Source organism: Chryseobacterium sp. POE27 (assembly GCF_039727685.1).
In the GTDB taxonomy this organism is placed as follows: Bacteria; Bacteroidota; Bacteroidia; order Flavobacteriales; family Weeksellaceae; genus Chryseobacterium.
In genome coordinates, this window is sequence record NZ_CP152475.1 from 2,884,461 (window position 1) to 2,906,088 (window position 21,628).

Annotated in this window: 20 protein-coding genes, 2 tRNA genes and 2 pseudogenes; 9 read left to right on the forward strand and 15 right to left on the reverse strand. The window is 36.1% G+C overall.

Features of this window, described 5'->3' with window-relative positions; translation table 11 throughout:
* The first annotated feature begins 64 nt into the window (after positions 1 to 64).
* The 3 genes and pseudogenes from AAHI02_RS13665 to AAHI02_RS13675 all read left to right on the forward strand — a co-directional run bounded on the left by AAHI02_RS13665 (position 65) and on the right by AAHI02_RS13675 (position 2,147).
* On the forward strand, positions 65 to 799 hold the full coding sequence (locus AAHI02_RS13665) for a beta-carotene 15,15'-monooxygenase (protein ID WP_346983712.1): 735 nt from the start codon (positions 65 to 67) through the stop codon (positions 797 to 799).
* Positions 799 to 1,885 (forward strand): annotated as a pseudogene (locus tag AAHI02_RS13670) (AI-2E family transporter). The gene AAHI02_RS13665 and the pseudogene AAHI02_RS13670 overlap by 1 nt, the downstream one beginning before the upstream one ends.
* Before the next feature lie 13 nt (positions 1,886 to 1,898).
* Positions 1,899 to 2,147, forward strand: a complete 249-nt coding sequence (locus AAHI02_RS13675; RefSeq protein ID WP_346986620.1) for a DUF3820 family protein — start codon at positions 1,899 to 1,901, stop codon at positions 2,145 to 2,147.
* 46 nt (positions 2,148 to 2,193) lie between these two features.
* On the opposite strand, the gene uvrB is transcribed toward AAHI02_RS13675, so the two are convergent.
* From uvrB to AAHI02_RS13695, 4 genes are all read right to left on the reverse strand, one after another.
* Positions 2,194 to 4,185 (reverse strand): excinuclease ABC subunit UvrB, encoded by a 1,992-nt coding sequence (gene uvrB / locus AAHI02_RS13680; RefSeq protein WP_346983713.1) that lies wholly within the window; start codon positions 4,183 to 4,185, stop codon positions 2,194 to 2,196.
* 142 nt (positions 4,186 to 4,327) lie between these two features.
* Positions 4,328 to 5,005: an energy transducer TonB gene (locus AAHI02_RS13685; protein ID WP_346983714.1), complete on the reverse strand. Its 678-nt coding sequence runs from the start codon at positions 5,003 to 5,005 to the stop codon at positions 4,328 to 4,330.
* A gap of 230 nt (positions 5,006 to 5,235) precedes the next feature.
* A complete protein-coding gene (locus tag AAHI02_RS13690; RefSeq protein WP_346983715.1) occupies positions 5,236 to 5,670 on the reverse strand; it encodes a hypothetical protein in 435 nt (144 codons plus the stop codon).
* Positions 5,671 to 5,745: 75 nt separating this feature from the next.
* Positions 5,746 to 6,120 carry a BlaI/MecI/CopY family transcriptional regulator gene (locus AAHI02_RS13695; RefSeq protein WP_346983716.1) on the reverse strand — a complete coding sequence of 125 codons (375 nt, stop codon included), beginning with the start codon at positions 6,118 to 6,120 and terminating at the stop codon, positions 5,746 to 5,748.
* A gap of 109 nt (positions 6,121 to 6,229) precedes the next feature.
* On the opposite strand from AAHI02_RS13695, the gene AAHI02_RS13700 reads away from it, so the two are divergent.
* The gene (locus AAHI02_RS13700) at positions 6,230 to 7,450 is read left to right on the forward strand and encodes a PQQ-dependent sugar dehydrogenase (protein ID WP_346983717.1); all 1,221 of its coding nucleotides are present in this window, start codon (positions 6,230 to 6,232) and stop codon (positions 7,448 to 7,450) included.
* 68 nt (positions 7,451 to 7,518) lie between these two features.
* Here the strand turns inward: AAHI02_RS13700 and AAHI02_RS13705 are convergent, their stop codons facing one another.
* The 3 genes from AAHI02_RS13705 to AAHI02_RS13715 form a co-directional block, all read right to left on the reverse strand.
* Entirely contained in the window at positions 7,519 to 8,895 is a 1,377-nt protein-coding gene (locus AAHI02_RS13705; protein WP_346983718.1) for a tryptophanase, read from the reverse strand.
* A gap of 81 nt (positions 8,896 to 8,976) precedes the next feature.
* Complete coding sequence (locus AAHI02_RS13710; protein WP_042720253.1) at positions 8,977 to 9,594, reverse strand: DUF502 domain-containing protein; 618 nt, start codon at positions 9,592 to 9,594, stop codon at positions 8,977 to 8,979.
* Between the two features lie 12 nt (positions 9,595 to 9,606).
* On the reverse strand, positions 9,607 to 10,188 hold the full coding sequence (locus AAHI02_RS13715; RefSeq protein ID WP_346983719.1) for a tRNA-(ms[2]io[6]A)-hydroxylase: 582 nt from the start codon (positions 10,186 to 10,188) through the stop codon (positions 9,607 to 9,609).
* A 161-nt stretch (positions 10,189 to 10,349) separates the two neighbouring features.
* Between AAHI02_RS13715 and AAHI02_RS13720 the strand changes: the two genes are divergently transcribed.
* Complete coding sequence (locus AAHI02_RS13720; protein ID WP_346983720.1) at positions 10,350 to 10,583, forward strand: hypothetical protein; 234 nt, start codon at positions 10,350 to 10,352, stop codon at positions 10,581 to 10,583.
* Between the two features lie 8 nt (positions 10,584 to 10,591).
* Here AAHI02_RS13720 and AAHI02_RS13725 read toward each other — a convergent pair.
* Both AAHI02_RS13725 and AAHI02_RS13730 read right to left on the reverse strand, forming a co-directional pair.
* Positions 10,592 to 11,684: pseudogene (locus AAHI02_RS13725) on the reverse strand (acyltransferase family protein).
* Between the two features lie 108 nt (positions 11,685 to 11,792).
* On the reverse strand, positions 11,793 to 12,680 hold the full coding sequence (locus AAHI02_RS13730; protein WP_346983721.1) for a metalloprotease: 888 nt from the start codon (positions 12,678 to 12,680) through the stop codon (positions 11,793 to 11,795).
* Positions 12,681 to 12,861: 181 nt separating this feature from the next.
* Between AAHI02_RS13730 and rplU the strand changes: the two genes are divergently transcribed.
* From rplU to AAHI02_RS13745, 3 genes are all read left to right on the forward strand, one after another.
* The gene (gene rplU / locus AAHI02_RS13735) at positions 12,862 to 13,251 is read left to right on the forward strand and encodes a 50S ribosomal protein L21 (RefSeq protein WP_346983722.1); all 390 of its coding nucleotides are present in this window, start codon (positions 12,862 to 12,864) and stop codon (positions 13,249 to 13,251) included.
* Positions 13,252 to 13,279: 28 nt separating this feature from the next.
* Complete coding sequence (gene rpmA, locus AAHI02_RS13740) at positions 13,280 to 13,537, forward strand: 50S ribosomal protein L27 (protein ID WP_100076262.1); 258 nt, start codon at positions 13,280 to 13,282, stop codon at positions 13,535 to 13,537.
* Positions 13,538 to 13,729: 192 nt separating this feature from the next.
* Positions 13,730 to 13,915: a hypothetical protein gene (locus tag AAHI02_RS13745; RefSeq protein WP_346983723.1), complete on the forward strand. Its 186-nt coding sequence runs from the start codon at positions 13,730 to 13,732 to the stop codon at positions 13,913 to 13,915.
* 40 nt (positions 13,916 to 13,955) lie between these two features.
* Here AAHI02_RS13745 and AAHI02_RS13750 read toward each other — a convergent pair whose 3' ends face one another.
* The 6 genes from AAHI02_RS13750 to AAHI02_RS13775 form a co-directional block, all read right to left on the reverse strand.
* Positions 13,956 to 16,484, reverse strand: a complete 2,529-nt coding sequence (locus AAHI02_RS13750) for a DUF5686 family protein (RefSeq protein ID WP_346983724.1) — start codon at positions 16,482 to 16,484, stop codon at positions 13,956 to 13,958.
* 745 nt (positions 16,485 to 17,229) lie between these two features.
* Entirely contained in the window at positions 17,230 to 18,150 is a 921-nt protein-coding gene (locus AAHI02_RS13755) for a hypothetical protein (protein ID WP_346983725.1), read from the reverse strand.
* A gap of 187 nt (positions 18,151 to 18,337) precedes the next feature.
* Positions 18,338 to 18,411, reverse strand: a tRNA-Asn gene (locus AAHI02_RS13760).
* A gap of 197 nt (positions 18,412 to 18,608) precedes the next feature.
* Positions 18,609 to 18,682, reverse strand: a tRNA-Asn gene (locus AAHI02_RS13765).
* A 77-nt stretch (positions 18,683 to 18,759) separates the two neighbouring features.
* On the reverse strand, positions 18,760 to 20,109 hold the full coding sequence (gene rseP / locus AAHI02_RS13770) for an RIP metalloprotease RseP (RefSeq protein WP_346983726.1): 1,350 nt from the start codon (positions 20,107 to 20,109) through the stop codon (positions 18,760 to 18,762).
* Positions 20,110 to 20,214: 105 nt separating this feature from the next.
* On the reverse strand, positions 20,215 to 20,655 hold the full coding sequence (locus tag AAHI02_RS13775; protein WP_346983727.1) for a DUF6646 family protein: 441 nt from the start codon (positions 20,653 to 20,655) through the stop codon (positions 20,215 to 20,217).
* A 98-nt stretch (positions 20,656 to 20,753) separates the two neighbouring features.
* On the opposite strand from AAHI02_RS13775, the gene AAHI02_RS13780 reads away from it, so the two are divergent.
* Positions 20,754 to 21,506 (forward strand): amidohydrolase, encoded by a 753-nt coding sequence (locus AAHI02_RS13780; RefSeq protein WP_346983728.1) that lies wholly within the window; start codon positions 20,754 to 20,756, stop codon positions 21,504 to 21,506.
* Positions 21,507 to 21,628 lie beyond the last annotated feature (122 nt).

Sequence of the window (21,628 nt, forward strand, 5' to 3'; positions counted from 1 at the left end):
TTTTTAATGTATTTCTGCCGGAAAAAGTTTAATTTGGTAGTAATAACATTAAAAAAATCACATTATGTCAGAATTTAATGAATTTGACCAACAGGGTTCTGTTCCGGAAAAGAGTACAGGATCCGTTATTTCTCATGCTTTCGAAATGTATAAAGGGATTTTCCTTTACGCGGTAGTTGCGATGATTATCTATAGCATTTTAGGTGCAATTATCCAGTCTCTTACGGGAATGAATTCTGCCGCGATGATTGAAGAAATGCGCGATTCTGGTGATTTTTCAAATTTCTCGGTTTTCAGTGCACCCGGAATGCCTCTGTATTTTGGTTTATCGGGACTTTTGGGGCTTTTGCTTTCTCCTCTGTATGTTGGGTTAATTTACATGACCAATAAATACAATACGAAAAACCCTATTGAATTTTCTGATCTTTTCATTGGTTACAAACAGAATTTTGTCAATATTTTAATCTACGCTTTATTAGCGGGAATAATTTCTACAGTTGCTCTTTCGTTGTGTGTCCTGCCCATCATTTTTGTATATCCTTTCCTGATGTTGGGATATCCGATTTTGTTATTTGAAAATGTATCTGCAACGGAAGCCTTAGGAAAATCATTTAATATCGTAAAAGAAAATTACGGAGTTTTCCTTGGCGCAACATTTGTAGGGTTCCTTTTATCAATGGCAGGAATTGTACTGTGTTTTATCGGAATCATTTTAACGGCGCCATTTATCTTTGTAGTAATGTATTCTTTGTACTGCGCTTATCTGGGAAAACCAAGACAAATAATGTTTAATAAATAATGAATAAACAAGAACAAATAAGCAGTGTTAAAATAAAGCAGGTTTCACTTCTTGCCATCATTTTGGTTTTGACGGGATTAATCTGTTTCAATCTTGCTCTTTTTATCCCTTCTGTTTTGGGAGCGATTACCATTTATGTAGTTTGCAGAAAATATAATTTTTATCTTCAGGAAGAAAAAAAATGGAAACCATGGGCTTCTTCATTGGCTTTAATGTTTGCAAGTCTTGTCGTGCTTATTCTTCCTGTTTATTTTATCGGCGATCTATTGATTGAAAAGCTGGGAAATGCACAGGCTTATATGGATAAGTTTAATATTTTTCTTGAAAAAATTCATACCTATATCTATTCCAAAACCGGTTTTGATATCTTAAGCAAAGAAAATATGGATAAGCTTAAGAATAATGTCGGACAGTTTTCTACCAAAGCGCTGAGCGGTACCTTCAATACATTAACTGTTGTCATGTCAATGTATTTTATTCTTTATTTCATGCTTGAAAGGCCAAGATTTTTTTGAAAGAATATTATCATCTTCAGCTCCATTGAAGCGATCAAACGTTTCTTTAATAGGCGAAAAAATGAGAAAGCTGATCATGGCAAATGCTATAGGAATTCCTGTAGTGGCTCTTGGCCAGGGTATTGTCGCACTGATAGGATATTTTATATTCGGAGCACCAAGCCCGGTGTTGCTTTTTGCTTTAACGGCGGCGGCTTCTATGATCCCTGTTGTAGGTGCTGCCATTATTTATATCCCGATTTGTATTTATATGATTGCTGAAGGCAATACCGGAATGGGACTTGGGCTGGCGGCTTATTGTGTTGTTGTTGTTGGCTTGACGGATAATGTTTTGCGTTTTACGCTGTTGAAAAAGCTGGAAGATATTCATCCTTTAAATACTGTTTTCGGAATTATTATGGGAATGAATCTCTTTGGCTTCATGGGATTAGTTTTCGGTCCCATTCTTATTTCTCTTACATTACTGCTGATCCAGGTTTACAGAAATGAATTTTCGGATGATGATACACCGGATCTCAAGTTACCGGATAAAGATGATGAACTTGAACAGAAAATTGATTTAATTGTATAAAATGGAATACGGAATAAACCCCGAGATATTAAAAGAAATTTGTGAGGTGAAAATGCCTTTCGGGAAATATGAAGGAACGGTTTTGGCAGATCTGCCTGTAAGTTACCTTGAGTGGTTTCACCGTAAAGGAATGCCCAAAGGAAAATTAGGAATGCAGCTGTCAACAATTTATGAGATCAAATTAAATGGCCTTATGGATCTGCTGATTCCTATTCGCGGAGGAGCCGTGAATTATGAAAAATATAAAAAACAAGACCTATAGGTTTTGAATAGTTTCGGCGGCACCTTTGGTGCCGCCGAAACTATTATCATCCCTTTAAAGCTGCAATTTCATCTCTCAATTTTGCTGCCTTAATAAAATCCAGATTTTTTGCCGCAGATTCCATTTCTTTTTGCTTTTGTAAGATTACTTTTTCGATATCTTCGGTGGTGTAATTGGCTTTTGCCTCCGCCACTTTCTGAAGAATTTCCTTCTGGGTGTATCTTTCATCCGGGAAATCTTTAGTTCTCCCGACTAAACTTTCGGAGATTTTCTTATTTAAAGCAACAGGAACTTTACCATGTTCTTCGTTGTACTGAATTTGTTTTGCCCGACGGTATTCAGTTTCGTCCAGTGTGGCCTGCATTGATTTTGTAATCTTATCGGCGTACATAATGGCTTTCCCGTTAAGGTTTCTCGCAGCCCGCCCTACCGTCTGGATCATGGATCTTCGGCTTCGCAGCATTCCTTCTTTATCGGCATCCAAAATGGCTACAAGAGAAACTTCAGGTAAATCCAGCCCTTCTCTCAATAAATTTACTCCGATTAAAACATCAAAAAGCCCTACACGCAAATCCTGCATGATCTGAATACGTTCCAGCGTTTCAACGTCAGAGTGGATATATCTCGTTCTGATTCCGAATTTTGTGAAATATTTGGTTAATTCCTCCGCCATTTTTTTTGTTAAAGTAGTTACAAGAACTCTTTCATCAACATCAGATCTTTTTTGAATTTCTTCCATTAAATCATCAATCTGATTTAACGTAGGTCTTATTTCAATAATAGGATCGAGTAGACCTGTAGGGCGTATAATCTGTTCAATATAGGCACCTCCAGTTTTCTCCAGTTCATAATCTGCAGGTGTCGCAGAAACGTAAATTACCTGATTCTGAATAGCTTCGAATTCTTCAAATTTTAAAGGCCTGTTGTCCATCGCAGCAGGAAGCCTGAATCCGTATTCCACCAAAGATTCTTTTCTGCTCCGGTCGCCGCCGTACATGGCGTGGACCTGCGGTACTGTAACATGGCTTTCATCAATAACCATTAAATAATCCTTCGGGAAGTAATCCAGTAGACAGAAAGGTCTCGTGCCAGGCAATCTGCCATCCAAATATCTTGAATAATTTTCAATTCCGGAACAATACCCCAATTCCTTTATCATTTCGAGATCCAGTTCCGTTCTTTCCTGAAGTCTTTTTGCTTCTAATGGCTTTTCAATGGAACTGAAAAAATCTACCTGTTTTACAAGGTCATCCTGAATATTTCGAATGGCACCATTCAAAGTTTCTTTTGAGGTTACGAAAAGATTGGCGGGATAGATCTGTATCTGCTCAAAACTGGAAGTTACATTTCCAGAAACGGGGTCAAAACTCTGAATTTTTTCAATTTCATCTCCAAAAAACTGAATTCTTACGGCATTATCCGCATAGGCAGGAAAAACATCAATAACATCGCCTTTTACCCGGAATGTTCCTCTTTGAAACTCATTTAATGTTCTTGAATAAAGTGCATTAACCAGCGAGTGCAGAAGTGCTGTTCGCGTAACTTTCTCTCCAATCGCTATGGAAATCAGTGATTTGTGAAATTCTGTAGGATTTCCTATACCATAGATGCATGATACCGATGCTACGATCAGAACGTCTCTTCTCCCGGAAAGTAAACTTGCCGTTGCAGAAAGTCTTAGTTTCTCAACTTCTTCATTAATGCTGAGATCTTTTTCGATATAAGTTCCGGTTGTTGCGATATAAGCTTCCGGCTGATAATAGTCGTAATAGCTTACAAAATATTCAACGGCATTTTCCGGGAAAAACTCCTTAAATTCCATGAAGAGCTGTGCTGCCAGCGTTTTATTGTGGGCCAGGACGAGTGTTGGCTTTTGTACATTCTGTACGACATTGGCTACGGTAAAGGTTTTACCGGAACCGGTTACGCCCAGAAGAGTCTGGTATTTTTCACCGATTTGGATACCTTCTGTAAGCTTTTCAATGGCTTGCGGCTGGTCGCCGGTAGGTTTATATTCTGATTGAAGGTTGAATTGCATAGAAAATTGTGATCTTATCTAACAAAAGTACGAAAGAAATATTTGACATTGAAAAGTATTCGATACCTCGAAAAAATAGTATCCATAGAAAAATTCTAAAGCATTGAAAATAAAAAAACACTCGAGATGAGTGTTTAATAATTTACTGAAAAGACATAGTCAACGGAATTTTCATTCTGTATCGGACAGGTTTTCCGTCTTTTTCCGCAGGTGTCCAGACAACATTTTCATTGGCTTTCTTTAGTGCTGAAATCGCTTCAGTATTGAAAATTTCATCATTTCCGGTGGCGGCTACATCAATAACATTTCCTGTTTCATCAATGGTATAGGTAAGTTCAGCTCTATTGAGGTTTTTGGATTTGTCAGCATTCATTTTTGATGCGTCAAATAACTTTGAAATCTTCGTTCTCAATGCATTAAATCCTCCAGGATACTGTGGAAGTAATGTCACATCGTCTTTAGGCGTTGCTGTTTCTGTGTTCCTTGCTGCTGTTTCCTCTTTTATATTTGTGCTTTTACCTTCTTTCGGGCGAATTGTATCCTGAACAGCTTTTCTACTGTTTGTATTTTCAAATCGTATTGGTCGTGTTTCAATTGGTTGATCTAAAATTTCATTTTCAACATCGCTAAATGTCTTTCCAATATCTTCAGAAACTGAGTTTTTCAAAGGTTCTGAAATCTTATTCTGCGTTTCCTCAATGATTTTTTCGATCGGATTGGCATATGTTTTCTGCACAAATAATCCGAACGCAAGAAGTAAAACAGGTATGCTGGATATTTTTTTGAGTTTTGTCAGTTTAGACTTTTTAGTGTTCATCATAATAAATCGTTTTTTGGTGTTATTAAAATTGAATGTATGGGTAAGGTTGTAGTTTTTTTGTGAAATAATTTCATCAAGAATAAGATGCTGATAATCTTTTACGTTAAATTTTTTCTTTAATACAGATTCATCTGCCAGGAATTCATGATTGGCAACGATGGCTTTTTTTGTAGAAATAAATAGAAGGATTAAACCATGTTACGATTTTAATAATTTCAATAAATAGAAGATCAATGCTGTGCTTCTGGTCGATATGACTTTTTTTCGTGAAGGAAAATCCGTGGATCAATCTGGTTGTTGATCAGATAATTTTTCCCAAGATAAATGGTGTTCCAAAAGCTGAAAGGGGAAATGTTTTCATCAGCCAAAACTACAGTCTGATTTTTATAAATTATCTTCTCACCCTTTATTTTTTTAATTTTTAAAATAGAGTGGATGGTCTTTGTTAAAAGAATCAGTGTTATAATTCCATATATAATCCAGATAAGATTAATCGGGTCTAAACTTTCTTGTCCAGAGCTAAGATCTAAAACGTTTTGTGTTGCTTCGATGGTTGTCTGAAAGCGATCTGAAGGTTTAGGAGTTTCAGATTTAATAGAAATAAACGGAACCGTGTAAGAAAACAGTAACGAAAAAATCAGAAAAAATCTGTTGAACGCATACATTTTTTTCCTTCTGCAGAAACAGGTAATACACGGCAAAAAGCAATGAAGAACACAGGATTATTTTTAAAAGGAAAATCATTTTTCGTCGATTTGCTGGTCAATGATTTCACGGAGTTCCTTCAGTTGTTTCTGAGACAATTTTGCATTCGAGGTAAAAAACGAAGCAAACTGAGTCACGGAACTATTGAAAAAACGGTCAATCATAGAAGACATTTCTTCTTTGAAATATTCTCCTTTCGCGATTTTCGGAAAGTATTCGCGGGAATTTCCATACAGTGTGTAACCTACAAAATTTTTATTCTGCATTCTTTTGAGAAGTGTAGCAACGGTTGTGGTTGCGGGTTTAGGATCAGGATACGATTCTAAAATATCCTTCATAAAAACTTTTTGTTTTTCCCAAAGAATTTCCATAAGGTCTTTTTCAGAATCTGTCAGTTTTATTTCTTTCATATTCTACGATTTGCTATTTTGTTCTACAAATGTAGAATAAAAATTTTATTTTCCAAAATTTTATGGCATTATTTTTCCATTCTTTAGGAGAATCACTTAATATAATAATATGAAAATCAATAAATTTTACATTTCAGCGGTCAGTTTATTTCTGATTTTTTCATCATGTAAAGAAAATAAACTCAATGCGCAGCAGGTCGGAAATGATGGAAGTGTTGAGACAAAAGAACCCAATTCACCGGAGTATAAACCAGCTTTTGTGGGACAAACAAGAATTAAAGCCGTAAAAACCTCAACGCCTTACAACGTAGAAGTTTTAAGCAGTGATCTGGGAAAACCTTGGGGAATTATAAATCTGCCCGATGGTAGACTTTTGATTACTGATAAAAGGGGTTATATGAATGTAGTTTCAACAGATGGCAAGCAGATCTCTAAAATTAATGGTTTTCCCAAAGTCGATGACAAAGGGCAGGGTGGAATGCTTGATGTTGCTCTTGATCCTGATTTTACAACAAACAATACGATTTATTTCAGTTTTTCAGAACCTTACGAAAAAGGAAATCATACTGCAGTAGCAAAAGGTAAACTCTCACCTGATTTTAAAAATATTACGGATGTAAAAGTTATTTTTCGTGCGACTCCTACTTATGACGGCGATAAACACTACGGAAGCAGGCTGGCATTTGGCAAGGATGGGAATTTGTTTGTGAGCACTGGCGAAAGATCCGATAAACAAACAAGAGTTTATGCGCAGAGAACGGATAATTATTTAGGTAAAATTTTAAAAATTACGAAGGAAGGCAAACCTGCACCTGGAAATCCATTTATCGGAAAACCAGGATTTAAACCTGAAATTTATGCATACGGAATCCGGAATCCCCAAGGAATGGCAATTGATCCTAACGGAAATCTTTGGGATGTAGAAATGGGTCCGAGAGGCGGGGATGAAATTAATTTAATCAAAGCCGGAAAAAATTATGGCTGGGGTGATGTTACCTATGGAATTGAATATTCCGGAGAAAAAATAAATAATGGAACAACGCAGAAAGCAGGAACAGAACAGCCCGTGTACTATTGGGATCCGGTAATATCGCCAAGTGGCGTGACTTTTTACACGGGAAATATTGATGAATGGAAAGGAAATCTGATGATCGGATGTCTCAGCGGTGAGCATATCAACAGAATTGTCATGAAAGACAATAAAGTGATAGGTGAAGAGCGTCTTTTAGCAGATCAGAATGAAAGGTTCCGAGATGTGCTGAACGGCAGCGACGGCAATCTGTATGCGGTGACAGACAGCGGAAAATTGTATAAAATTTCTAAGAAATAATCTTAAGTAGTCTTTTTTATATAAGGCTCGGGCTCAAAACGAAGTTTTGAGCCCGAGCCGGTTTATTTTTAAGCTTCTTCCAACTGAACGGTGAAATGTCTCAACAAATCTGGTTCCCATGTAATTTTGTAGCCTTTTGCAATTTCATCACGTCTTTCATATACGTTCTTGATCGCTGCAGCAATGTAATCCATATGGTTGTTGGTATAGGTTCTTCTAGGAATCGCCAAACGTACCAATTCCAGCTTTGGATAGCGATTCTCTCTTGTCTCAGGATCTCTGTCGGCTAACAAAGTTCCGATTTCTACCGTTCTGATTCCTGCCTCTTTGTAAATTTCAAGTCCTAAAGTCTGGGCAGGATATTCCGAGCGGTCAACTTTTGGAAGAAAATTCAGAGAGTCAATAAACACAGCGTGTCCCCCGATAGGTTTCTGAACAGGAATTCCGTATTCAATTAATTTATTTCCAAGATATTCTACCTGTGAAATTCTGCTTTCCAGATAAGCAAATTCTGTAGCTTCATTAAGACCAACGGCCAAAGCGGCCATATCTCTTCCCGCCATTCCACCATAGGTAATAAATCCTTCGTAAATGATAGTGAAATTAGATGCTTTTCTGAAAGTATCTTCATTATTTAAAGCAATAAAACCTCCGATATTTACCAATCCGTCTTTTTTAGAACTCATCGTCATCCCTTCTCCGTAAGAGAAAATTTCTTTACAGATTTCTTTAATGGTTCTATTTTCCTGTCCCGCCTCTCTTTTTTTGATGAAGTAAGCATTTTCTGCAAATCTTGCTGAATCAAAGAATACAGGAACTCCGTATTGATCGGAAAGTTGTTTTACAGCCCTCATGTTTTCCAGAGAAACAGGCTGCCCCCCGGAAGAGTTGCAGGTAATTGTTATTAAACAAAAAGGTATTTTTCCCTTTGGATGGCTTTTATAAACTTCTTCCAGTTTTTCAAGGTCAATATTTCCTTTAAAAGGGTGAAGGTCATTAATGTCAAAAGCTTCATCAATGGTACAGTCAACCGCATGCGCTTTTCTGAATTCGATATGTCCTTTTGTGGTGTCAAAATGAGAGTTCCCGGGAATTATATCTCCTTCTTTTACCAAAACTGAAAAAAGCACATTCTCTGCAGCTCTTCCCTGGTGTGTTGGAAGAAGATATTTAAATCCTGTAATATCCTGTACGGTTTGGTGAAGCTGCTCAAATGAACGTGACCCGGCATAGCTTTCGTCACCCATCATCAAAGCGCCCCATTGTCTGTCGGACATCGCTCCTGTTCCTGAATCCGTGAGAAGATCGATGAAAACCTGTGAAGATTTTAGATTGAATAAATTATAGTTTGCTTCTTTAAGCCATTGTTCTCTTTCTTCTCTTGTTGACTGACGGATTTCCTCAATCATTTTAATGCGGAAAGGTTCCGCGTAAGGTAAATTCATGATAGTATTTATTAGATTGTTTTTGTAAAGAAAATTTTATTTGAAATAATTCAAATTCATCAAAAGATATTTAAAGCCGTATTATTCAGGAGCTTTAAATATATTGTCATCCGAGTGGAATCCTGCCACACCACCACTCACTGCAAATTTCATTGCAGAAGCCGCTGTCATTCCTACTACAGGTTTGATGTTTTTTTCTTCCGTAACAATTACCCATCCCGAAATGGCGTAAGAATGAGGCAAATACACAGCAACGTAATTATGCTTTTCCACATCAGCCATTTCCTTCTGGGTGAGAAAACCTATTCTCCAGATTTCAGGATTTTCGTTGGTTTTTACCCAGACGGGATCATTAAATTTTTTCTTATCTCCGACGAATGAAGACATGACGTCTTTTGTGGGGGTATAAATGTGCTTAACTCCCGGAGTTTTTTCAAGAAGACGATCCATCGCGTCGAAAAAGAATCTCCCCACAACAAATTTATTACCGAGGTATCCTAAAATTGCAGTAAACAGAATTGTCGAAATAAAAACCAGTCCCGGAATCTCTTTGGCTACCGAAGGGATAATATTGTCAATGGATGTGACCACATACCAGATTACAAAAATTGTCAATCCGATAGGCCCGATAATGACAAGTCCCTGAAAGAAGTTTTTCAGGAAGAAATTGGCAATATTTTCAAACGTCAGTTTTTTCAACTTAAATATAGTTTATCCGTGGATTGTTTCTCCTTTTCCGTAAGATTGTATGATTTTGGCTTCATACTCCAGCCATTCTTCCCATCTTGCATTTACTTTTTGCTCTTCGCCAAGTTGTCTTGCAAAACCGATAAATGTGGTATAATGAGTGGCTTCGGAAATCATTAATTCCCGGTAGAAGGTTTTAAGTTCTTCATCTTTTATATTTTCAGTAAGCACTTTAAAACGTTCACAGCTTCTGGCTTCGATCATGGCTGCAAAAAGCATTTTGTCGACAATCAGATCATCTCTGTTGCCACCTTTCTGGATAAAATTAACCAGTTCGTTCACATAGTCATCTTTTCGGGTACGTCCGAATGTGTAGTCTCTTTTTTTAATAATTTCATGCACCTGTCTGAAATGTTCCAGCTCTTCCTGTGCGATGGCAAGAAGTTCGGTTACAATTTCCGGATATTCAGGAAGCATTGTGATAAGTCCGATAGCATTGGTTGCAGCTTTCTGCTCGCACCACGCGTGATCCGTTAAAATTTCTTCAATGTTTCCTTCTGCAATATTTGCCCACCTTGGATCAGTAGGAAGTTTCAACTTAAACATATTTTAAAATTTTGTGTAAAATTAAAATAATTTGCGATATGTCAGAAGTTTTATTTTGTTTGAAGATTTTCATTTAAATTGATCTTTTTAATAAAAAATGTAAAATTGATGGTACTTTTTTTTGTTATTGTTTTAAAAACCAATTAAAAAATATGAACATTATGGAAACAATTACACTTATTAAAAGTAAAATGAATGCTTTGCTGACATTAGCATTTTCAGTATTAATGTCTGTTTTTACATTTGCACAGGATACGGCGGGTGGTGCAGTGACTACGGAAAACAAGACTACGACTACAACAGAATGGTATGCTGACCCGATGTATATCATCGGAGGGGCAATTCTTCTCATCATTATCATAGCTTTAATTGCGAGAAGCGGAAAAAGAGAATAAAAAAACTGCTATTTAATAGCAGTTTTTTTTCGCAATATTTCCAGGATATTCCATCCAAAGCTGTCTGCTTTCTTTAATACAGAAGAAATTCCAAATGCCAGCAGAACATTAATAATGTAGATTAATACCATTAAAACCCACCAGGGCATATATTCTTTTAGAGCGACCACCAGAAAATAAACCAATGAAGAGCTGATTCCCTGTGCGAAGTAAAAAAATATGGCATTTTTACCGATATACGTTACAAAGCTTTCTGCTGAAATCTTTAATCGATTATAAAATACAAACAACGTTACCAGAGAAAACATTGCCCAAACAATGTATGGGATTTTAGGTGGGAATTTATTCCTGTTGATCTTATAAAAGATCTCGTTTCCATAGTACCAAAACATCCATATTAAAGCTGCTGCCACCAAAAAATACAGAACCGGAATCATTTTACCGGGTATTTTTTTTCCTTTCATTCTATTTCCGATCAGAAAGACAGTCAGATAAAATGCAACATAACCCGCCTGCCCATCCGGATATATTTCAGGGAAAATATTAAACAACAGCGTTAAAGCAATACAAAGAGCGATAAACCAGTTGATATGTTTTGGGAAAAACCTTAAGATCAGCACTCCGAAAACGGTAAGTATAAAATAGACCTTCAGATACCAGAAACTTCCCATTACTACGGGGAAAGTATCCGCATTGGTGTATTGATGAAGATACCAGTTACCGAGATTCTCCCATTGCGGTAATGTTGAAATATTGTTAATTGTATATTTCGATCCAAATGTGGAATAGAAACTCTTTAGCCATTCCAGAGAGAAAAAATTCAGGCCAAAAATTTTAAAGAAATAATCTAAGAAGAACAGGAAGGTCACGAAAATCATGTACGTGATCTGTAGTTTCAGTAATCTGTAAAAAGTCTTTTCAATATTGGAACCTGAAGTAAGCCCACTTAAAGCATAAAAAAAGAGCAACATCAAAAACGAGGGAAAACACTCTCACTTCTGCCGGAATGTAAAACTGGCCAGACCAGAAAGCCGTATGAATGAATATGATGGAAAGTGTTGCTAATCCTTTTGCAAAATCAATATAGAGATCTCTTTTCATTATTTATATATAGATGCTTCAAAAGTAAATAAACTTTATGAATTTTTTAAAAAGAAAAAGAGACAGGAATTACCCTGCCTCTTAAGAAAGATATATCGAAAATGAATGTTACTTAAGATTTTTAAACTCTTCTGCTGAGATTTCTCCAGTCTGTATTTTTTTTAATTCATCAAGATACTGGCTCATGTAGGCATCCAGCTCGGGATATTGAGAATTTTTTGCAGTTTTGTAAGTTCCGTTCAGAACTCCCTGATAATAATAGAAGAAATTATAATCAAATGCTGATGCGGTAAGATCATATTGTCCCAACAGGAAACCCAGACGTACGGCCGATCTTCTTTGTGGCGGCGTTCCGTGATGTCCCGGACTTGATGTCTGATAATCTCCGATGCTTTGTGCAAATTCATATGCTGCAGCGATCTGTGCAAAACTGGTCTGGTTGTAGCCATTTGGTCTTCTCAGATAATAACCTGCGAATCCGTCTGCTTCCAGTTCATTGGGTCTTGCTGTAGATTCACTTACGGAAGGAAGTCCGAAGATGTATTGCAACTGATGCCCGTACTCGTGAGCCAGGATCATGGCATTGACGATATCCCCGCCTTTTGACTTGGCATCATAATAAATAGCATAGCCATAATAAATTTTCCCTGTTGAATAAGATATCGCATTATACGTAGAATTATAATTTGACGGATCATTGACAAATCGAAGCGTTGGATTGCTTCTTCCCCACAAGCTCGCAATTTTTGTCATTTGGGAATTCATAAAATTGGTATCCGTAGAATTCTGTAAAGACGTTAGCAAAACCGAAGACGAACTCCAGTATTGGTCTACGTAATAACACACTTTTTCAAGTTCGTTGGGCTGGTCAATTTTCAGGCTTTCTGTCTGTTGTTCAGGCTGTACAGGAGTTTCCAGTGATTCGTCGTTACATGCTGACAGGAAAAGTGCAGCAATGGCTCCCGCAATGATGCGGAAATTAAAGTTTCTTTTCATATATAATATTTTTTGGTGTTAACGAAGATATTAACTTTAACGTAATTTATTATCACTTTATTGTGATAAATTATTCAAAGCATAGTTAAAATTTTAATTAAAAAAAGATTGGATTGAATTTGAGTAGATTAGAAAATAATTCTTATATTTGCACCTCGAAATAACTAAAAATCTATAAACAATGTTTGCAATTGTAGAAATAGCAGGGCTTCAATACAAAGTTGAACAAGACCAGAAGTTGTTTGTAAACCGTTTGTCAGGAGACAAAGGAGGTAAAGTATCTTTTGATAAAGTACTTCTTACTGTAAACGGAGCAATCACTGTAGGCGCCCCAGCTGTAAGCGGAATCACTGTAGAAGCAGAGATCCTAGACCACGTAAAAGCTGATAAAGTAATCGTTTTCAAAAAGAAAAGAAGAAAAGGTTACCAAGTGAAAAACGGTCACAGACAATCATTAACTCAGATTCAGATCACTGGTATTACAGGGTTTGAAGGAGCTAAGAAAGCAGAGAAGCCTGCTAAAAAAACAACAAAAAAGGCAGATGTTGAAGCTGCTGAAAGCGCAGAATAATTGTTAAACCAAAAAACCTTAAAATAAAATGGCACATAAGAAAGGAGTTGGTAGTTCCAAAAACGGTAGAGAATCTCACTCTAAAAGATTAGGGGTAAAGATTTTCGGTGGTCAGGAGGCTATTGCCGGAAACATCATCGTTAGACAAAGAGGTACGCAACACCACCCGGGTGCAAACGTGGGTATCGGTAAAGATCACACTTTGTTCGCTTTGGTAGACGGTAAAGTAGTTTTCAGAAAGAAAGCAAACAACAGATCTTTCGTATCTGTAGAAGCAAACGCATAATTTAAGCGTTTCATAAAATGACAACCTCAGCATAACTGCTGAGGTTTTTTTATGCGTTTATATAGGGAATTTAATTTTATTATGTTTTTTCATTTAATTGAGAAATATTTTTATATTTGATAATCAAAAAGTTACTAAAATCGCGGAAGCCGAAAAGCAAATAGAGTAGGCCACAAATTAAACAAAATCAATATGAAAAATTTAAAGAAAATCACAAGACAGGATCTTAAGGATGTTATGGGAGGTGCAGCACCTGTAAAAGAATGTTTACCCTGCGATATTTATTGCAGTATTCCGGAAGGAGAAAGGCCTCCGTGCAATATTGTTTACATTGTAGCGCATTGCAATGGCTGCAAAAATTATCCTTCAGAATCTTAATCAACTAACAAAAAATCTCCTTCGCAAAAGGAGATTTTTTTTAGAACCCAACCTGGAATCCTGCTTTTATTCCGAATGTGGAAATGTCAGGACGATCAAGATAATTTCCTCGCCAGTTGAAGTCGACTCTGAAAATCCTTAGATTGCCAAAACCAATATTCTCAATCCCGAATCCATATTCATAATAAATATGATCGCTTGGTGCAGAATATTTAAATCCTTCAACATTAATGCCTTGCGATGCCTTGCTCAATGTTCCGTAAGCACCTCGGATAAAGGCAATTTCTCTTAATTTTAATTTCTTAATCAAAGGGATAAAAGAAAGTATTTTGCCGTTAAAATGATGCTCAAGATGAAGCGTTGTGTAAGTGTCAGCAACAAATTCATAATAGTTTAATTGAGCAAACGTATTTTGGGCAAGACTGTAAGACTGGTTTCCTGGAATTACATTCTGTAATGCCAAAGGAACGGTGTCAAAGTTTTTACCGGCCTCAAAGCTGATCAGTGTCTTTCCCCAACTCCCGATTAAAACAGGCTTATAGAATAGAAACTGTAGCTTATTATAATTAAAATCAGATCCGAACAAGCCTTCAACGCCTCTTGTGTACTTTAAAACGATAGTTGGGGCTAATGTTCCATGCTCATAACGATCGATTCCGGTTTGCGAGAATTTTGCGCCGGGTCTTGCGATTAAACTTAGCGTAAAGTGTGAATCGTTTGTTGTTTTTCTCAAGGCACCATCTTTATAGTACATCAGGCTAAAGCCGTCAGGATTGGCAGATTTGATGCTTTGCATGGTGCCATCGAGCCTGATCTGAAAGTTTTTCCAGGGTTCTATTGAAGTGAAAACATTGGTTTGATTAACCGAACTTAACGATGCATTTTCTCCTCTCGCAAAAATCGTTGATGAAGCAAATGTTCTGGCCATAATCCCGTCATCATTTGTCAATTGTACCCCAAGTTGCAAAATGTCTCTTCTGGTTCCGGCTCCTACCGTAAAACGGTTTACCCTGTTAAACATAAATCTTGCTTCAGCGCCATATTTTACCTGCTCATCTTTGAATCCATAAGCCGTATAAAACTGTACTCTCCAAGGGTCGTTTCGTGTGAAATAAGTTCTCGCACCCAGCCGTATTCTGTCTCCTTCTACCTCGTTTTTCCCGTAAACAGAGAAGATAGGGCCTATATCGATTCCTAATTTTTTTACATTATAATAACCGGAACCTAACGTTTCATACAACTTTACGATTCTGTTGAATTTCGGAGTTTGCTGAAGTTTATCAAGCATATCGTAAATTCCCTGCTCGGTTTTGGATAAAGAATCGGGTCTTGCTTTAAGCCAGTAAGCATCATCCTTGTCTACAAAACTGTCGGCGTATTCTTCTTCTTTTCTTTTGAAAATTTTATCTTCCAGCGGTTTATTAAATTCGTATTCTGAATAATCAACCGATCGTTTGGCAACAAGACTTTTTGCGGTTTTCTTTTTCGAAAATGGCGTCATTTCAATTTCTGTGACGAATTTTCTTGGTAAAAAGGTATTTTCGTCAGGATTGTCGTATTCCAGTTCGGTAGAAATTCCATTAATGAAATTAACATTGATTTTTTGGGTAGATTTTAAAGTAGCTCCCAAAACGGCATAGCTGTCTGTGTCGATATAAAGATATCCCTGAAACGCCAGAACTTCTGTTCTTTTAGGCTGATAACGGATTTTAAAGGCATTTTCTCCCCGAATGGAGATGGTATCCACCAAATTATAATCATACGTGCTGAAGCCCGTTTCTCCTACAGGACTCGGAAAACCAATATCAAAATAATTTAACGTATTGTCGTAAATATTAATATCCCGGTAAAGGTTTTTAGCAGTAAGTGTTACAATCTGATTATCCTGAAAGCCTGATGTTTTTTGTGCTACTAAAAGTCTTTTTGTTCTTTTAGAGGGTCTGTTTTCACCATAATTTTCGTAGACAGCCTCGTTTAGAAATACAGGAAGCCCGATTTTACCGCTAGCAGTAGAGTCTTTATAATCAAAGATAAATTCAAGTTTATTGAAGATTTTCTTCTTCATGAAAGCACTGTCCAGATTATTGGCGTCAAACTGGATTTTCTCGTACTCCTTGTAAGTATAGGTATCGAATTTATCCAGACCGTTATTTCTTTTTCTGGCCCAGACTTTCTGCATGATGGAGTAGGCCGGGTTTTCTTTTTTGTTTTTGTATTTGGGCTTTTCGTTATGGATCACCACCTCCTGAATGTTGCTCACCTTTTCCTGGGAAAGTTTCACAAAAATGTTTGTTGCATTTTCAGGAGTTACATTTACACTTTCTAAAGAATAGTTTTTCCTTAAAAATTTTAATTTGTAAATAATGCTGTCGGACTGAACGGCAAAGTTCCCCGAAGTTGTTGTCAGTGCAGGCTTATTGCTTTCATTGATAAAGATATCGACACCGGTGAGTTCTTTATTTGTTTTGGCGTCTACGATTTTTCCGGATGCAGCGTTTTGAGCGCATACAAAATGTGATAAGAGGACAAAAATAAAAAGAGGGTAATATCGCGAGTTGTTAATTAACATTTGTAGTTCTTCAAGCTATTGCATAAACAAAAAGTATGCAGATTTATTGTAAAAGGATTCAATAATATTTTAAATTTTTAAATATTTGAATACAAAACTGCAAATGTAGTGAAATAACGCGGTTACCAGAAGGTGTGGTATGAATATTTTATGAAGTTGTAGGTGGTTGAAAAACAGATTTTCTCTGAGCATAAAAAAAGACCTACATTTCTGTAAGTCTTTTTGCTCCTCCTGCTGTAAATGTTATGTTCAGTACAGCAATTGCCTTTAGTGGTCTTTATTTAGGAAATATGACTACGCTTTTAAGTCTTTGATTAACTAAATCTTCCTTCCATGTCCGAATGCTTTTCCATCTACATTTCATTCTTTTACAGCAAAAATTAGGTAAATCAAATCCATTGTGTTCGTAATTAACATCATCGGTTTCGAAAAAAACTTTCAATTTTCCTTTAACTCTCTTTACTCTGGCGGGGTAGACTTTACCCATGATAAAAAATTCCATGTTCTTAGACTAACAAATTTGATTGTTAGATTACAAACATACAACTGAATATATTTTTTTGCGATTTGCTAAATAAGTATATAAAAACGTGTAGAGACCTATGAAAAATCGAATTGTAAACTAAATAGCAGTATAAAATTAAAAAAGACCTACATTGCTGTAAGCCTTTCTGCTTTTCTATCGAATTATTCAAAGACATGTACTTGAGTGATGTTTTTTACTTTGAATTATATTAAATAGGATTTATCCTTGATCGTTTCGTAATGCCTTAACGATATCTTTCATATTTTTAATAGTTGATTTCTCTTCATTAATCTTAACGATAACAAATTCAAGAAGAGTTTTAATATTATCTGCTCTTTGCAATGCTTCTTCTTCCGTATAGGAATGAAGGCCTTCCGATGTTTGATTATACAATAGCATTATTGGATTATAATTCAATTCTTTTAAAGTCGCAGGCAGATAAGGGAAAATACTTTCGTAAATTGTGCTTACTTTTTCCGTTTTCTCATATTTATCCAAAAGTGATTGAATTTCTGAACCTTCAGAATTTGGCAGGGTTTTTATTTCATTTACAATATGTAAAAGCTCTCTCTCAATAATTCGTCTGAAATAACTGAGTGCTCCAACTCCTAAATTATGATTTAAAGCTTTTAAACCTTTAAAATAAAAAGTATTGCTTTCTTTATCAAGAAATTTTTTTACATTTTTATCAATTTTAAACTTTTGCTCAGGATAAATTCCAACTTTTTGAATGTAAATATTAGAAATTAATCCTTGAATGGCTTTTTTCTCATTTAATGTAATGTTTCGAAAATTGTCTAATATATTTGAAATCGGATTGTCAGAATAAACATTAAGGGTTAAATAGAGCATAGTTCTACGACATGATTGACATTCACCAAGCGTTAAAAAAGTAAAGTTTAGTTTATCATCTTGAAAAAGAAAATCGGGAATTCTGTTGTCATATTCGTATCTGTTGAAGTGATTGTCAGGTTCTAGCTTTAGATTAAATATTGTTGCTTGTTGTTCGTGTTCGCAAAAGTAATTAAATGTAATATTTTTAAATTCGGAAGGAGAAAAATAATGCTCATTACCTAATTTAAAATCTTCTACGAGTAAATATTTTTTGTATAAAGGATAATTTGACAAAAACTCTTTCATGGTATTTTTTTTCAAATATAATTATTCTCAGTAAATATTTATTGAAATTTTCTTAGTTTTAAGTGTCGGATAATCAATATAATCCGTGCATTTAAGCTAGCTGGTATGTTTTATTAGTGTAGTTTTTTTGTAAAAATTTGATAAGTAATAAAATAAAAAAAGACCTACATTTCTGTAAGTCTTTTTGCTCCTCCTGCTGGGCTCGAACCAGCGACCCTCTGATTAACAGTCAGATGCTCTAACCAACTGAGCTAAGGAGGAATTTTCCTATTGTTTTAGTGGTGCAAATATAATATGAATTTCAATACCAAACAAATTTTTATTTTAGAAATAATGAAAAATATCCTTTAATGATGGGCTTTAAAGAGCTATTTAATTATTTTTCAGTTAATTAAAAATGAAAATATTTTTAGTAAGATGTAAATAAAAAAAGACCTACATTTCTGTAAGTCTTTTTGCTCCTCCTGCTGGGCTCGAACCAGCGACCCTCTGATTAACAGTCAGATGCTCTAACCAACTGAGCTAAGGAGGAATGTCCTTTGTTTTAAGTGGTGCAAATATAGGACGAATATTTATACTCTGCAAATATTTTTTTAAAATTTTTATATATTACAATTTGCCTGTAAATATCTTGAAAATATCACTTCCAAAAATCAATATCATTAAGCCTAAAAGGAATACTACACCGATCATCTGGGCATTTTCAAGAACTTTTTGAGGAACAGGTTTTCCTACAATCATTTCATATAATGTGAAAATCACATGTCCGCCATCCAATCCCGGAATAGGAATTAAATTCAGGAAAGCAAGCCATACCGAGAACATGGCAGTAAAGCTCCAGAATGCTGCCCAGTTGATGGAAATATCACCGTTGGCATCTTTATTTACAGGCATATTTTTAACGATAGCGATCGGTCCACCAACGTTTTTATATCCCTGGATTTTAGAATTAAACATGATCTTGAATTGCTTCACCTGCATAGTAAGTGCTTCAATAGATCTTTCAAAACCTCTTGGAATAGATTCTCCAAAAGAATATTTTTTGTCGGTTACGACATTTGCCAATGCTTTCTGGTCAACGGCAACGCCTAGTTTTCCGTTTTTATCAACCGACGCAGAAACCGTTTCTGGTTTACCGTTTCTTATCACATCAATACTAATGGTCTTTCCTTTGTTTTCCAATAAAGTAGCGCTTACTTCGTCGAAGAAATTCGTTTGCTTGCCATTAACAGCAATTACTTTATCGCCTTTAGCCAAACCGGATGCTTTTGCAGAAGGACTTGCCAGAGAGTCAATAATCATCGGGAAGCGTGGCGTGATATACAGTTTTGCTTCTTTTTGCTTTAATACATCTGCCACTCCGTCTTTATTGATAGGAAAAGTAATTTCCTTGCCATTTCTTAGTACAGTTACGTTATCACCTAAAAGAATATTGATAGATGCATTTTCTAGTCTCTCCGCTGGTTTGCCGTCGATATTTACAATTTTATCTCCATTTTGGAATCCCATTTTTTTACCGGCTTCTGTTACGCCAATACCGCTGCTAAACTTATTAAGGTCTGCATAGGTTTCTCCATTGAAAAAGGAAAGACAAGAATAAATCAGCCACGCCAGGAAAAAATTTACCGTAACTCCTCCCAGCATGATGATCAGTCTCTGCCATGCCGGTTTTGCTCTGAATTCCCAAGGTTGTGCAGGCTGTTTCAACTGCTCTGTATCCATGCTTTCATCTACCATTCCGGCAATTTTCACGTAACCTCCGAAAGGAAGCCATCCGATACCGTATTCGGTTTCACCAATTTTTTTCTTTACTAAAGAAAACCATGGATCGAAGAACAGATAGAATTTTTCAACTTTGGTTTTGAACCATTTTGCGGGTAAGAAATGCCCAAGTTCGTGAAGAATGACCAGGATAGAAATGCTCAATATAAATTGAAACAGTTTGATTGCTATTTCCATTAATGCTTTTGTATGTTTAATTTGCAAAGGTAACAATTCTCAAAACTATGCCAAATAAAAAAGCCTCCCGAAACGAGAAGCTTTGTCATATAATGTAATGATTTATTACAAATTAATAGAAACGCCGAGACTGCCATTGTTGCCGACTTCTGCAAAAACTCCGATTCTCTCCGAGAAAAAGTATCTTGCACCAATATGAGCGCCAAGACCGAAATCTTTTCCTACAACACCGATGTCAACGCCTGGATAAATGTCAAGATTTTCCGGGAGCTGCAATGCATCTTTTAAGTGAAAATTTAATCTTCCGAATACAAAAACACGGTTGTCGTCATCGTTGTCTTTATAATTGCTGAAATAGGCATTCAGTCCGGCGCCTACAGAGATCAGTCCGTTAAGGCCATAGTCATATGTTCCCGTAATTCCGGTTCCGTATCCCCAAGCACTTAAACCGGCATTGATTTTCTGGTCTCCTTTTCCTGTCCATGCCTGTGCATTGGCTGTTGCTCCTGTGAAAATAAACATCAGCACAAAAATCAATTTCTTCATAAAGTATTCTTTAAGGTTGTTAAAAAAAATATCTGCAACAAAGATAGAACCGAAATCATCTGAAAATCGTATTTTTAATGAAGTTTTTAACATAGTTTATGAAAATCACAGGACTGAATTTAGATATTATCTGGAAAAACAAAGAGGAGAATTTTCAACAGATTGAAAAAGAATTGCAGAATCAGGAAGCAGATCTTTTCCTTTTGCCCGAAATGTTTTCAACAGGTTTTTGTATGGATGCTGCTGAAGTTTCGGATAAAAATCAGGAATCTTTGGAATTTTTAAAGAAGATGGCGAAAGAAAAAGACGCAGCGTTCTGCGGAAGTGCCCCTGTAGAGGAAAACGGTAAATTTTATAACAGGATGTATTTTGTTCATCCTGACTTAACTGTTGATTTCTACGATAAGCGGCATTTATTTTCTTTTTCAGGAGAAGATCAGGTGTACACACCCGGAAAGGAAAGGGTCATTGTTAATTATAAGGGATTCAGAATTTTGCTGCAGGTTTGCTATGATCTTCGGTTTCCTGTTTTTGCGAGAAATAATGATGATTATGACGTCATTTTATACGTGGCTAACTGGCCGGAAAAAAGAGTGGCTGCCTGGGAACATCTTCTGAAAGCCCGAGCTATTGAAAATCTGTCTTTTGTTTTCGGGCTCAACAGAATAGGGACGGATGGAAATAATCTTTTTTACCAGGAAAGCTCACATTGTTTCTTTGCCGACGGAAAAGAGATTTCAGAAAAACAAAGAAATCTTGTAAATGCGGAATTAAATTTAGAACAATTGAAAGATTTCAGAAATCATTTTCAGTTTTTAAATGACCGCGATTCTTTTGCAATTGAATTATAAGATTGAGGTTCAGACTAAGAGGCTGTTTAAAATTTATAACGCAAAGTTTTAATTCAACATTACCTATTACTTTTAGAAAGCAAAGGCAAATAAAATTTGCTTCGCGAAGCTTGAAAACATAG